The 13,298-nt window shown below is 50.7% G+C and carries 12 protein-coding genes and 1 tRNA gene; 2 read left to right on the top strand and 11 right to left on the bottom strand.

Going from position 1 to position 13,298, the window contains the following annotated elements:
- The first annotated feature begins 24 nt into the window (after positions 1-24).
- A tRNA-Met gene (locus tag J1785_RS10885) sits at positions 25-101 on the top strand.
- A 101-nt stretch (positions 102-202) separates the two neighbouring features.
- Here the strand turns inward: J1785_RS10885 and amiC are convergent.
- Positions 203-1,453: an N-acetylmuramoyl-L-alanine amidase AmiC gene (amiC, locus tag J1785_RS10880; protein ID WP_217157815.1), complete on the bottom strand. Its 1,251-nt coding sequence runs from the start codon at positions 1,451-1,453 to the stop codon at positions 203-205.
- Positions 1,454-1,682: 229 nt separating this feature from the next.
- Here amiC and argA point away from each other — a divergent pair, with 229 nt between their 5' ends.
- Positions 1,683-3,008: an amino-acid N-acetyltransferase gene (argA, locus tag J1785_RS10875; RefSeq protein ID WP_129954956.1), complete on the top strand. Its 1,326-nt coding sequence runs from the start codon at positions 1,683-1,685 to the stop codon at positions 3,006-3,008.
- Between the two features lie 75 nt (positions 3,009-3,083).
- On the opposite strand, the gene ptrA is transcribed toward argA, so the two are convergent.
- The 10 genes from ptrA to rppH form a co-directional block, all read right to left on the bottom strand.
- Entirely contained in the window at positions 3,084-5,969 is a 2,886-nt protein-coding gene (ptrA, locus tag J1785_RS10870; protein WP_217219400.1) for a pitrilysin, read from the bottom strand.
- Between the two features lie 304 nt (positions 5,970-6,273).
- Positions 6,274-6,618, bottom strand: coding sequence for a prepilin-type N-terminal cleavage/methylation domain-containing protein (locus J1785_RS10865; protein WP_129992051.1), 345 nt, complete (start codon positions 6,616-6,618; stop codon positions 6,274-6,276).
- Entirely contained in the window at positions 6,611-6,847 is a 237-nt protein-coding gene (locus tag J1785_RS26940) for a DUF2509 family protein (protein WP_338020345.1), read from the bottom strand. The genes J1785_RS10865 and J1785_RS26940 overlap by 8 nt, the downstream gene beginning before the upstream one ends.
- Positions 6,751-7,098, bottom strand: a complete 348-nt coding sequence (locus J1785_RS26935; RefSeq protein WP_338020344.1) for a DUF2509 family protein — start codon at positions 7,096-7,098, stop codon at positions 6,751-6,753. Before J1785_RS26935 ends, J1785_RS26940 begins: the two co-directional genes overlap by 97 nt.
- Positions 7,095-7,682, bottom strand: a complete 588-nt coding sequence (locus J1785_RS10855; protein WP_217219399.1) for a prepilin peptidase-dependent protein — start codon at positions 7,680-7,682, stop codon at positions 7,095-7,097. The genes J1785_RS26935 and J1785_RS10855 overlap by 4 nt, the downstream gene beginning before the upstream one ends.
- Positions 7,673-8,167 carry a prepilin peptidase-dependent protein gene (locus tag J1785_RS10850; protein WP_274388853.1) on the bottom strand — a complete coding sequence of 165 codons (495 nt, stop codon included), beginning with the start codon at positions 8,165-8,167 and terminating at the stop codon, positions 7,673-7,675. The genes J1785_RS10855 and J1785_RS10850 overlap by 10 nt, the downstream gene beginning before the upstream one ends.
- Positions 8,168-8,412: 245 nt before the next feature.
- A complete protein-coding gene (gene thyA / locus J1785_RS10845; protein ID WP_129954951.1) occupies positions 8,413-9,207 on the bottom strand; it encodes a thymidylate synthase in 795 nt (264 codons plus the stop codon).
- A gap of 6 nt (positions 9,208-9,213) precedes the next feature.
- Positions 9,214-10,083: a prolipoprotein diacylglyceryl transferase gene (gene lgt / locus J1785_RS10840; RefSeq protein WP_129954950.1), complete on the bottom strand. Its 870-nt coding sequence runs from the start codon at positions 10,081-10,083 to the stop codon at positions 9,214-9,216.
- Positions 10,084-10,265: 182 nt separating this feature from the next.
- Positions 10,266-12,512, bottom strand: a complete 2,247-nt coding sequence (gene ptsP / locus J1785_RS10835; RefSeq protein WP_129954949.1) for a phosphoenolpyruvate--protein phosphotransferase — start codon at positions 12,510-12,512, stop codon at positions 10,266-10,268.
- An 11-nt stretch (positions 12,513-12,523) separates the two neighbouring features.
- Complete coding sequence (rppH, locus tag J1785_RS10830; RefSeq protein ID WP_129954948.1) at positions 12,524-13,051, bottom strand: RNA pyrophosphohydrolase; 528 nt, start codon at positions 13,049-13,051, stop codon at positions 12,524-12,526.
- Positions 13,052-13,298: the final 247 nt, after the last annotated feature.

Here is a 13,298-nt window from a genome sequence, read left to right as displayed (position 1 = left end):
TTAAGCTGTAAGTGTAGTGACGGACGCGGGGTGGAGCAGCCTGGTAGCTCGTCGGGCTCATAACCCGAAGGTCGTCGGTTCAAATCCGGCCCCCGCAACCAACTACTAAAAATCGGTTACAAACATCAGGCACCCTAACGGGTGTTTTTTTGTCTCTGAATTCCGCCAAGCGCCGGAAATAATCACCTCGCAGCCTCTCTGGTTATCCCCTCGCCAACATCCCACCTTCTGCAAAATATGCTTTGATCCCGGCCAGAATAGACTCTGCCACCTGCTGCTGAAAATGTGCAGTCCGCAATTTCTTCTCTTCACTGATGTTACTGATAAACGCCGTTTCCACCAGAATTGACGGGATATCCGGCGCTTTTAATACCGCGAACCCGGCCTGATCCACTTTATTTTTATGCAGATGATTAATCCTGCCCATACGCGTCAGCACTTCTTTGCCAAATTTCAGGCTATCGCTGATGGTTGCTGTCTGAACCAGATCAAACATCGTGTGATCCAGATAGCGGTCACCGCTTTTACTGACGCCGCCTATCAGGTCAGATTCATTCTGTGTTTGTGCGAGAAAACGTGCTGCGGAACTGGTTGCCCCTTTGGTCGACAGAGCGAAAACCGACGAGCCTTTTGCTGCACGGCTGGTAAATGCATCTGCGTGAATAGAGATAAAAAGGTCTGCCCGCAGTTTTCGTGCCTTTGCCACGCGGACTTTAAGCGGAATAAACACATCCTCATTGCGGGTCATATGCGCTTTCATATTGGGTTCACGCATAATCAGCTTCTGTAATCTGCGGCCGATCTGCAATACAACATCTTTCTCACGGGTCTTATATTTGCCAATCGCCCCCGGATCTTCACCGCCATGACCAGGATCAAGCATGATCACCAACGGCCGGCTTCGCCCCGCCTGACCATCTTTTGCCTTTTCCGGAGGTAGCGTTCTCGCCACATCTCCGCGGTTGTAATCTTCCAGTAACGCCAGCAGCGGATCGTCCTGAGCACTGATTTCACCCTCTTGCGGATAAAGATCGAGCACCAGCCGGTTATGGAATTCAGCGACCGGTTTCAGCGTGAAGACATGTGGATTGATTACACGCTTGAGCTCAAACACCAGGCGGACCGTTTTGGTATCAAACTGCCCCACCCGCGCCTGTCTGATATAAGGATCACTTTGCTGGACTTTTTCGCCCAACCCTTTTAACACACTGTTGAGATGCACATCTTCGATATCCACCACAACGCGCGGCGGATCGCTGAGCAGAAACTGCTTATATTTTAAGGGAGTGCTGGATTCAAGCGTAATTCGGGTATAAGTAGACGAGGGCCAGATACGTACAGCAATGACCTGTGAGCTGGCAGCAAAACCCACTTTACTCACGCTCAGTATCCAGGAAGCAGCTACGGTTTGCAGGAGGCGTCGTCTTCCGGGATTGTGGGTATCGTCAGTCATGCAGTCTCAAAAAGTGTCCAAAAGTAAAAAATAGCTGATAAAAAACTCATTTTACGAATTCTAACGAATCATATCCTGCATGTCATTCCTAAACATTTATTCGATTTATCAATTTGTTGTATGTTTGTGATGGGTGTTAAAACAAAAACAGAGATTTCTTACTTGCCACAGCGCCGCAAAAGAATAAAAATACAAAAATTACGAATAAAAATTCATACGAGGTTTTGCCGTGAAGGAACGTAGTACTGAACTGGTTCAGGGATTTCGCCACTCAGTTCCCTATATAAATGCTCACCGAGGCAAAACATTCGTTGTCATGCTCGGTGGGGAAGCCATTGAACATGAAAATTTTAGCAATATTGTCAACGATATCGGCCTGTTACACAGTTTAGGCATCCGTCTGGTCGTCGTTTATGGCGCCCGTCCGCAGATTGATGAGAACCTTTCTGAGCATAATTACGAGCCGATTTATCATAAGAATATTCGCGTCACGGATGCACGTGCGCTCGAACTGGTTAAGCAAGCCGCCGGGCTGCTGCAGCTCGATATCACGGCGCGGCTGTCAATGAGTCTGAATAATACGCCACTTCAGGGCGCGCATATCAATGTCGTCAGCGGCAATTTTATCATTGCTCAGCCGCTGGGCGTCGATGACGGTATTGATTACTGTCACAGTGGGCGTATCCGCCGTATTGATGAAGAAGCGATTCACCGTCAGCTCGACAGCAATGCGATTGTCTTGCTCGGTCCGGTTGCAGTTTCGGTTACCGGTGAAAGCTTCAACCTGACTTCCGAAGAAGTCGCAACACAACTGGCGATCAAACTGAAAGCAGAAAAAATGATCGGCTTCTGCTCTTCGCAAGGGGTAATCAACGAGGAAGGTAATATTATTTCCGAACTGTTTCCTAATGATGCACAGCAAAAAATTGATCAGATGGAATCCGGCGGCGATTATCTTTCCGGTACCGTTCGCTTCCTGCGCGGCGCGGTGAAGGCCTGCCGCAGCGGCGTACGTCGCAGTCACCTGATCAGCTATCAGGAAGACGGTGCACTGGTTCAGGAACTGTTTTCGCGCGACGGCATTGGCACGCAAATCGTGATGGAAAGTGCCGAGCAAGTTCGGCGAGCAACCATCAACGACATCGGTGGCATTCTGGAACTTATTCGTCCGCTGGAACAACAGGGTATTCTGGTACGCCGTTCCCGCGAGCAGCTGGAAATGGAAATCGATAAATTTACCATTATCGAGCGGGATAACCTGACCATTGCCTGTGCGGCGCTTTATCCGTTTCATGATGAAGGGATTGGCGAAATGGCCTGCGTGGCGGTTCACCCGGACTACCGCAGCTCTTCACGGGGTGAAATGTTACTGCAACGCGTTGCCAGCCAGGCGAAACTCATGGGGCTGAACAGGCTGTTTGTACTGACGACCCGCAGCATTCACTGGTTCCAGGAGCGTGGTTTCAAACCAGCAGAAGTGGATGTGTTGCCGATTCAGAAACAGGAAATGTACAACTACCAGCGTCGTTCCAAAATACTGATCGCTGAGCTGTAACTCTCTCACTACCTGGCCTCAGTTATAAAAAGGACGCTTCCGCGCCCTTTTTATTTTGCTTTACACATCAGCGGGTTATTTATCCGTGTGCGGTTCCAGCGCCTGTTGCAACGTTGAGGTATCAGACCAGGTTTTAAAGCCCTCAGGCGCCGCGTATTGTGGCGACTTGCTGTCATTGCCTGAGACCTGTGACAACATCGCCAGACCATCCTGTTTTATTACGGCCTGATTGAAGTAATCCGCCAGCTGAGTTTGCGTCAGCCCGGCAATAACCCGGATAACATTCGTGCGGGTGTCAAATTGTGGATTTCCGCGGCTAAAATCATTTCCCAGACGGTCAGCTTCCTCATCTAACGTTTGCGGGTTTTGCTGCATTTCATTCACCAGCCCCTGTTTGTATTGCAGGAACTCGTCATCCTTCATTTCACGCAGACGTTTTTCGGCCTGCGGATAAAATGCCAGATAGCGCTGATACAGATAATCAGGTTGCCTGCTGTTACTTTGCAGCAGGAAACCAATCCCCCACTGTTTGCCTACCGGAATAGGAAAAGCAAACACTGCGTAACCCAGTTGTTCTTGTGTCCGAAGCTGACTGTAGAACCATGGCTGAATAATTTGTCCCAGCAAAGCACTGTACGCCATGCTCTGAACTTCATCATAACCGGTGGGGACATACACCGCTGCCAGCGCAGAGTCCGAACTTGTCCCGATACGCTGAATATTCGCTTTCAGCGGTCCGGTCACTACGGCCTGCTTGCCGCGCCACCACTGTGTCCCATGCTCACCCAACTTTTGCATGATTTGCGAAGACATCGCTTTAACCTGATCAGCCGTCATATTCCCCACGACCATCACTTCTACCGCAGCATGATGAACCAGTTGTTCACGGTAGGCGTTCACCTCTTCCAGTGTGATGGCGGAAACCAGCTTTTCACGCTCGCTGCGCTCGGTATAAGGCACCCGCGAAAGCAACTGAACCGGTTGTAACGCCAGCTCAAACGCTTTCCCTTTATCTGCTGAAGCTAAACGCTCGAGATACCATGATTTCGCCTGATCAAGCTGTTCCTGTGTCGGTTTGAAATCAGGGTAGTTATCGACCAGTGCGGCCAGTAAATCAGGCAGACACTCGGTGAAACCGGTAGCAGTAAATTGTAATCCGTTATCAGGCGATGTGCCGAACGTGATCCCGCCAATGGATGCCTGATAGCTCAGCTGATCAAAAGCAACGCCGGTGAGGTAATCCGTCAGGCCATACAGCACCTGATTTTTAGCCGTGCTGAGAGACTGCTCATTGCGGAAAGAAACGGTCACATTCGCTTTAGGCTCATCAGCAAAATAGCGACTCGGCATGTAGAACACCCGCAACCCTTTATCTTCAACTAACAATTCAGGTTTCGTCGCCGTCGAATCTTTAGTGACCAGCGCAAGTGAGTCCGGAATGTACGGATTCAGCGCAGGCAGCGACAGAGAAATCCCCTGCCCCAGCGTCTTCCACTGCGAGTAGGTTTGCACGGGAACTTTATCGATCTCATACGGCGCATTAACAAAGTAGGCCACTTTATTGTGAGGCTCATTCGGGCTGATGATCCAGTAACGTGCATTTTGCGGCGTCATTTCAGTTAGCCGTGATTCAATCGCTTTAGGATCATACTGGTCAGTAAGATACGGCGAGTCGAGAACATGCCCGACAGGTACCCGCAGCATGGTATCCACCAGCCATTCGACATAATCCATATCACGCGTCAGTGCCGGATAGCGGAAGTCGAGCGCCATAACGTGGGCAATCTCATCAAAATAGGATTTCCGGATCCCCTGAGCGCGCATTTCATTGAGATAGTTGAAAATGGCGGCAATAACGGTATCGCGTTGCGCCAGCCCCTTATCCGTCAGGGAAACAGAAATATTGAATACGCCCATATTACGGTTAACCATCGGATCCGCACCTGCACGGATCCCGTCGGCATAGCCCTGCTTCTGTAACCAGTCGGATAGGGTATTCGGGCTGCGGTTACCAATAAGGTAGCTGATATAGGTATCGGTTTTACTGCGAAAATCGGCACTATTGTTATCAATGGCAAATTCAATCCGCAATTCTTTGCGCGGCTGTGCAGGAACGAAATGGATAAACTCGCCCTTTTGGTCTGCAGTTAACGTCGGGACTGTAATCGGCGGCACGGCGGCATGATGATTGGCGATCTGGCCAAAGGTTGTGGAGGCCAGTTCAGCAAGTTCAGGCAAAGGTTTATTGCTATAAATCACACCGACCATGAGGTTAGCGGAATAGTAACGCTGATAAAAAGCCGTCAGCTGGTCATGAAGCTTACTGCCCGGTTTATCTTTCAACGTATCCAGATTACCCCCTGAGAAGCGGGCTGCCGGGTGCATAGGATTTAATGTTTCTGCGCGAACTTGCGCCATCCGCATACCGTCACGCGATCGGGCCATCGTCAGTTCAGCGTTCACGGCATTACGCTCACGGTCTCCGTTGGCGGGATCTAATAGTGGTTGGCCGATAGCATCCGCCAGGCGATCTACCGCTTCTGGCAAGGCATCGTTTTCTACTTCAAGATAAAACGCGGTGCGGTAAGAAGCTGTACTGCCATTATGGCTCCCACCGTGTTTCTTAAGGAATTCAGACAGGCTTTCCGGCTGAGGATATTTCTTCGAGCCCATCAGCAACATATGCTCAGTATAATGGGCAAGGCCTAACTGAGAATCAGGATCCTCCAGCGAGCCGACAGGAAGGGCCAATGCGGCGAGAGATTTGGGCGCCTGAGGGTCAGAAACCAGCAAAACGGTCATATCATTGGCCAGTCTTATTGCCTGATAGTGACGAGGGTCGTTTTGACTTTTATTGATAGCTTGTGCAAAAGGTTGCCAGTCAGCTGCACTTGAAACAACAGGAATCCCAACGCTCAATAACAACAGTACCCCGAAAACGCGGGTAACCTGTTTTAACATTGCCACTCTCCCTCAATCGAATAAACGTGCCACGCAGGCAATAAATACACGGTTCAATAACCGATGAACCTCAACACGCTGTTTTGAGCGATTGAGTCTGTTCAGACCGCGCAGAAACAGGATAGTTGTGAAAAAAAATCGAATCGGGATTTTCTTCCTGTGCTCCGTTATGTTTTAGCCACAACACTCATGGTTCCCAATAGGGGAAAAAACACCCGGTTAAACCACTCTAAGCTGTTAACCCGCCATTGCAAGTAGCTTAACAGTATTTTTGCCCGGTAATATGCGGCTGACAGATGCCACTTCAGGGGGCAAAATCACATATCAAACGCTGCAATATGGCCTGATATTTTGTCGGCGTTTGAATTGCCGCAGTAACCAACTTGCAGGATTGTGCATATGAAGTGCCGCTAATCAGATATTCCCAATTTTTCGCAAAAGGCTCCGTCCCCTTCCCGGCTACAGAATAGGCTTCAAGCTGGGAATGCGCTTCTGCCCACGCCTGTTGAACCTGCCACTGGCGCATAAAACCGTGGCTCAGTGACTGGTAATAATTCAGGAGCCCCAGAATGGAAACTGACAAGAGCAACATGGCGATCAGCGCTTCTGTGAGGCTGAAACCTTGCTGTGCTGAGCAGCTTTCATTCATTGCAGACCTGCGCATCAGTCTCAGGACAAAAATCCAGCCATCCTTGTTTTAGTGGCGAAAAAATCAGATCTCCGCCAGCCTGCTTTTTACTACTGACTTGCTGATACTGTACAACGGGTTCATTGTCTTGAGTTAACCGGCCTTCACCACGCACCAGAAAGATATCTTCCCGAAAGGCAGGGCGGACACAGGCCCGGCCACTTCCTGAAATAATGATCCCATCCGCCACCTCCCGGCACTGCCAGTAGGGATCATGGCGTCGCTCCATGATTGTCCTATGCCCCACGCCAATGCCGAAGCTGCATTTTCCCAGGCAACATTATAGCGATGCTGATTTGACGTCAGCGAAAGCCCGGCGGAAAGTTGCTGTTGCAGCGAATTAAGGACAATCAAGCCTAATCCCATCATCACCAGAATACTCAGGATCATGGCGCTCCCACGTTGTCTGAGTGACTCGCTTCTTTTGACTACGCTTGTCATAAAACATGGCCTGCAATCATCTCGTTAACCTGACGGTGGATAAAAGGATCTTTGCTCCAGCGGGCTTCCAGTTGCAGAGAATACAGACGGCCGGAGGCACTTTCTACTACCTGCGTAATCGTAAATCGGGTCACGTTAACTTCAGCCGGATCAAGGAGTTTTTCCCAGCCAGAACTCCCGCAGTCATCTGTTCCGCGCTGGATTTCAATCCCCCCCTGTCGTAAACGATAACCAAAGTATTCAGATTCCGGTGAGCTGGCTTTATCCCATATTCCGTTACGGTTCAGGTCATAGATAACAATGATGCAGGAGCCAGGCGCTTCGCCGGCAGCGTTACTTATGATAAAAGATTTGCCCTCACAGTTTCCGTTACAAAAACCGGCCCGACGGATATCTTTGCCGATAGCAGAAATACTCTGGCGCAACAGTTGTTCCAGCTGATAATGCCGGCCCAGACTCTGGCTTCTCTGGCGCATAAGCGGATAGATTTGTGCGGCACTGAGCATCAGCATGCTGCCAATACCCATCGCAATCATAACTTCGGGCAGCGTGAATCCCTGACAACGGGATGTGTTCACTGACATAGCCCGATACCCAGTAAAGGCTGTGTTTCACTACACATACGCAACCGCCCTCTGACGGAGAGAACGATTCGCACACTCCCTGCTGGATTTCTCAGCGTGATATGCCCGGCAAGTGCCGCATTCCGCAGGCCGTAAAAGCCCATATTTTTTTCAGGAACGTCGGCTAATTCAATGCCAGCTTCATGAAGGGCGAATATTTTACCCGCCGCATTACGGCAATCAGAGGGGCGGATGCCGGTTCCCACACACCCGTTTTCGCCGGAAATCCCCCATAAAACAGCAGAACGATTGTAATTATTGGCTTCGGCCTGGACTCCGTATAAATACAAACGCAGTTGCTGAGCCGATTGTTCAAGCTTCAATGCCTGCTGGTAACTGCGCCAGCTGTGGATTCCCCATAACGTACACATGGCAATCAGAGCCACAACAACCATCATTTCGATCAGCGACATTCCCTGCTCTCCTGCCCGCTCAAATGTTTTCATACCGCCAAAATAAGCGTGTAGATTTTTATCGCCACCGGCAAAGTCATTTTTTCCAGGATGTCTTCAGAGCAATCGGTGCAATAAAATACACGCGGCAAAAAATTTGCGTGATATCTCGCAGGGATAACATCAGGATAAAAATCGGAGTGGGAATCGTCAGGGAAAGGTGTAAAAAATGCAGCAAGAAACGTGAGAAGGGATAAATTACCGCCTGACCAGGCTGTCAGGCGGCAAACCACAAAAAATCAGATCGCCACAGGCGCTTTGATTGCAGGATGTGGATCGTACCCTTCAATCTCGAAATCTTCGAAGTTGTAATCAAACAGGGAGGCCGGTTTGCGCTTAATCACCAGTTTTGGCAATGCACGAGGCTCACGCGTCAGCTGCAGATGTGTCTGTTCCATATGGTTGCTGTACAGATGCGTATCGCCACCGGTCCAGACAAAGTCACCGACTTCCAGATCACACTGCTGTGCCATCATATGCACCAGCAGCGCGTAGCTGGCGATGTTAAACGGCAGACCCAGGAAGATGTCGCATGAACGCTGATACAGCTGGCAAGAGAGTTTCCCGTCGGCCACATAGAACTGAAAGAAAGCGTGGCAAGGTGCCAGCGCCATCTGATCCAGCTCACCGACATTCCATGCCGACACAATAATGCGGCGTGAATCCGGATCTTTTTTTAGCTGTTCAACCACATTTGTCAACTGGTCGATTTGCCTGCCGTCAGCCGCGCCCCAGGCACGCCATTGCTTGCCATAAACCGGACCGAGGTCACCCTTTTCGTCTGCCCACTCGTCCCAGATGCTGACATTATTTTCACGCAGGTAGGCAATATTCGTTTCGCCTTTCAGAAACCATAGAAGTTCATGAATGATGGAGCGTAAATGACAACGTTTGGTGGTGACCAGCGGAAAACCTTCCTGCAAGTTGAAACGCATCTGATGGCCAAAAATCGACAACGTGCCCGTACCGGTACGGTCGGCTTTAGGGGTGCCCTCATCGAGCACTTTCTGCATTAAATCCAGATACTGTTTCATGTTACCTCACGACAATTGTTTCTGCGGACGGCGATATGCCCAGACCATCATAATCAGGCCAATGACCACCATAGGAATGGACAGAACCTGCCCCATGCTGATGATTCCATCGAACAGGCCTAGCTGGGCATCCGGCTGACGATAGTGTTCAACGATGATGCGGAATAAGCCATATCCGATCAGGAACAAACCTGATACGGCGCCCATCGGGCGTGATTTTCGGATGAACACATTCAGAATAATAAACAGTACAACGCCTTCAAGCAGCAGTTCGTACAGTTGGGAAGGATGACGCGGCAATACGCCATACTGATTCAGCAATGGCTGCCATTTAGGGTCAGCCGCAGCAATCGCGATGTCTTCCTGACGTGAGCCCGGGAACAGCATCGCCCAGGGTACATCTGTGGTCACACGCCCCCACAGTTCGCCATTGATGAAGTTACCCAAACGACCTGCGCCAAGTCCAAACGGGATCAGCGGAGCGATAAAGTCGGAAACCTGGAAGAAGTTGCGTTTGGTACGACGGGCAAAAATCAGCATGACCACGATCACGCCAATCAGGCCGCCGTGGAAAGACATGCCGCCATCCCAGACTTTGAAAAGATAAAGCGGATTATCGAGGAATAAAGGCAGGTTATAGAAGAAAACGTACCCGATACGGCCACCGAGGAATACCCCCAGGAAACCGGCGTACAGCAAGTTTTCGACTTCATCTTTTGTCCAGCCGCTGCCTGGCTTATTGGCACGGCGTACCGCCAGCCACATCGCGAAGACAAAACCGACCAGATACATCAGTCCGTACCAGTGGAGAGATACCGGTCCGATTGAGAAAATTACCGGATCAAACTGGGGAAACGCCAGATAGCTGTTGCTCATCTATCACCACAAATTGTTTATCATTATTGCCCGTTCAGGGGCCAGCAGGGAGCGAATAGTAGCATAGCCGGAAGGTTTTCCGGGGCTAAGCTGCTGGAAAAGTTCTGTAAAAAATCATCTCATCCAGCGCCGTGAGGCGAGCAGGATGAGGGTAACCTGGGGCAAAGCGTGGTATCCGGCGCTTATTTACCCCCGCGGATCAGGCCGCCCAGACCGCGTCTTTCCATAAAAGCAGCCGTCATATGACGCACGTCCGTCGTGAAATGCGCCTGTAACACCCGGCTGGCCAGTTCCTGGGCATCATGGAGTTCAATACGGCGAAGCAGATATTTTACACGGGCAACGCTGCGTCCGTTCATGCTGAGATTGCGAAAACCCATACCGGTAAGCAGTAATGCGCCCATCGGGTCACCCGCCATCTCGCCACATAAGCTGACATCCAGCCCGGCAGCCTCAGCGGTGGTGACAATTTGTTTGAGCACCCGCAGCATCGCCGGATGCAGGCTGTCATAAAGCCCTGCAACACGGGTATTGTTACGATCAACAGCCAGCAGATATTGCGTCAGGTCGTTGGTGCCGACGGAAATAAACTCCACTCTCCCGGCCAGTGCAGGCAGCATAAAGACCATCGACGGCACTTCTATCATCACGCCCAAACGCGCGCGCGGCAGTTCATAACCCAGTTGTTCTTCCACTTCACGTCCGGCGCGATCGATTAAGCGACGGGCCTCATCAATTTCTTCCAGGCTGGTGACCATTGGCAGAAGAATGCCAAGATTTCCGGTTGCGGCATTCGCACGCAACATCGCACGGACCTGGATCAGGAAAATTTCAGGCTGATCGAGGGTAATTCGTATCCCGCGCCAACCCAGACAAGGATTTTCCTCGCTGATCGGCATATAAGGCAATTGCTTATCAGAGCCGATATCCAGCGTTCGCAGGGTCACGGGTTTTTGCGGAAACAGCTGTAACATGCCCTGATATTGCGCGACCTGCTCTTCCTCAGAAGGAAAACCGCTTTGCAACATGAACGGAATTTCGGTGCGATAAAGCCCAACGCCGTCAACGCGACTGCCAAACAATTTTTCATGATCTGCGCTCAGACCGGCATTCAGCATCACTTTCACCCGTTCGCCGCTTTTCAGCGCTGCGGGTTGCTCAACGTCATCTTCAGCCTTCTGACTCAGCTCCATTTCTTCGCTAATCAGACGCTTGTATTCTGTGACCAGTACGGCTTCCGGATCAATGAGCAACTCACCACGGTAGCCGTCAACGATCAGTTGTCTCTGGCTGAGCAGTGCAGGCTGTATATCAGCGCCCATAATGGTCGGCACGCCCATTGCGCGAACCAAAATCGCCGCATGTGAGTTAGCTGCACCATCGCGAACCACAACGCCTGCCAGACGGTCTTGCGGCATTTCAGCCAGCAAAGTGGCTGTCAGTTCATCTGCAACCAGAATAAAACGTTCTGGCCACTGCGTGTTGCCCTGGATCGTATCATCAAGATGAAACACCAGCCGCTGCCCCAGCGCCCGTAAGTCACTGCCACGCTCACGCAGATAGGTATCCTGCAAGCTGGAAAACTGCGCCGCAAATTCTTCGACAACCTTTTTGACGGCCCACTCCGCCACTGCACCCTGATCTATCTGGGCGAACAGTTCGCGTTTGAGACGGGCATCATTAAGAAGGTGAGAATAGAGGTCAAAAATCGCCGCGCTTTCTTTCTGCGCACTCGCCGCGAAACGTTTACTGAAGCGACGGAACTCCGCACCGGCATCTTCCAGAGCGCGGGTCAGGCGCTCGCGTTCACGCACAGTATCAAGCGTAGACGCCATATAAACGTGGTCGAGCGAAGGCTGAGAGCTGTCCTGCCAGCCAACACCGATGGCCACGCCTGGAGATGCGGCAAGCGCACGAACGCGCGTCTGGCGAAAGCGCCCATAAAGCACATTAAGCTGTGCCTGAGAAAGGATCGCCGCCAGCTGGGTGGCAAGCGTGACCATAAACGACTCTTCACTTTCGTCGAACTGCCGGTGTTCACGTTGCTGGATAACCAGCACACCCAGCAACTGACGACGATGAATGATCGGCACACCCAGGAAGGATCGGAAAAGATCTTCTTTTACGGCAGGAATATATTTGAAGCTTGGATGGCTCTGCGCATCGGCAAGGTTGATGGGCTCGGCCAGACGCCCTACCAGACCGACAATACCCTGATCAAAAGCCAGCGTAATAGTCCGACCACGAGGTTTTTTCAAACCTCGCGTCGCCATCAGATAATAACAACGACGGTCATTGTCAGCGAGATAGACGGAACACACTTCCGTGTCCATCGCCAGGCAGGTTTCGTTGACCAGTACGTCCAGCGCATCATTGAGGCTGGACGCCATTGCTACCTTTTCAACAATTTCTCGCAAACGCGTGAGCATCTCTTCGTGACTTAGCCTCTTTTACGACGATAAGCGGGCGATATCCTGGGAAGGGAGACTTCCTGCATCGGCATAATAGTAGTGGAAAACTCTTTCATTACGCGACGATAAACATCGCGTTTAAATGACACCACCTGACGAACCGGATACCAGAAACTGACCCAACGCCAGCCATCAAATTCAGGCGTACTGCTGCGCTGCATATTGATATCAGCATCGTTACACATCAGTTGCAGCAAGAACCATTTTTGCTTTTGGCCGATACAAACCGGCTTTGTGTCCCAACGCACCAAACGTTTCGGCAATTTATAACGTAACCAGTTACGGGTTGAAGCCAGAATACGTACATCTTTACGGCCAAGCCCCACTTCCTCAAACAGCTCGCGGTACATGGCCTGCTCAGCGGTTTCACCAGGGTTTATCCCCCCTTGTGGAAACTGCCAGGAGTGCTGGCCGTATCGTCTGGCCCACAATACCTGACCCTGCTTGTCACAAATTACAATACCAACATTCGGGCGGTAGCCATCATCATCGATCACCGGACTACCTCAATCGCTTAAACTCATAGATGTTCTGATTGTTTCATACTACCAACAGGCGGTAAACCACTGGTTAATGCCGATCCGCATGAATAAAAATGGGATAACTCACAGTTATACGCAAAGTTATAAACAGATTTTTGGAATCACCCGCGATTTTATGCACTTTTTCTGTGGATAGGTATGTGAAGAACTTCAGAGTAAGCGGGGTAAAACTCTTCTTAACTTATTTTTAGCGGGAAAATAT

The sequence above is a fragment of the Rahnella perminowiae genome, from assembly GCF_019049755.1.
In the GTDB taxonomy this organism is placed as follows: Bacteria; Pseudomonadota; Gammaproteobacteria; order Enterobacterales; family Enterobacteriaceae; genus Rahnella; species Rahnella perminowiae.
Note: the sequence above shows the minus strand (reverse complement) of the source record. Positions and strands in the feature narration are given on the sequence as shown.

What these genes read in the sequence shown, in the direction of transcription:
- amiC (WP_217157815.1), bottom strand. Translation starts at nt 1,453, where the DNA reads ATGACTGACGATACCCACAATCCCGGAAGACGACGCCTCCTGCAAACC.
- ptrA (WP_217219400.1), bottom strand. Translation starts at nt 5,969, where the DNA reads ATGTTAAAACAGGTTACCCGCGTTTTCGGGGTACTGTTGTTATTGAGC.
- J1785_RS10865 (WP_129992051.1), bottom strand. Translation starts at nt 6,618, where the DNA reads ATGAATGAAAGCTGCTCAGCACAGCAAGGTTTCAGCCTCACAGAAGCG.
- J1785_RS26935 (WP_338020344.1), bottom strand. Translation starts at nt 7,098, where the DNA reads ATGACAAGCGTAGTCAAAAGAAGCGAGTCACTCAGACAACGTGGGAGC.
- J1785_RS10855 (WP_217219399.1), bottom strand. Translation starts at nt 7,682, where the DNA reads ATGTCAGTGAACACATCCCGTTGTCAGGGATTCACGCTGCCCGAAGTT.
- J1785_RS10850 (WP_274388853.1), bottom strand. Translation starts at nt 8,167, where the DNA reads ATGAAAACATTTGAGCGGGCAGGAGAGCAGGGAATGTCGCTGATCGAA.
- thyA (WP_129954951.1), bottom strand. Translation starts at nt 9,207, where the DNA reads ATGAAACAGTATCTGGATTTAATGCAGAAAGTGCTCGATGAGGGCACC.
- lgt (WP_129954950.1), bottom strand. Translation starts at nt 10,083, where the DNA reads ATGAGCAACAGCTATCTGGCGTTTCCCCAGTTTGATCCGGTAATTTTC.
- ptsP (WP_129954949.1), bottom strand. Translation starts at nt 12,512, where the DNA reads ATGCTCACGCGTTTGCGAGAAATTGTTGAAAAGGTAGCAATGGCGTCC.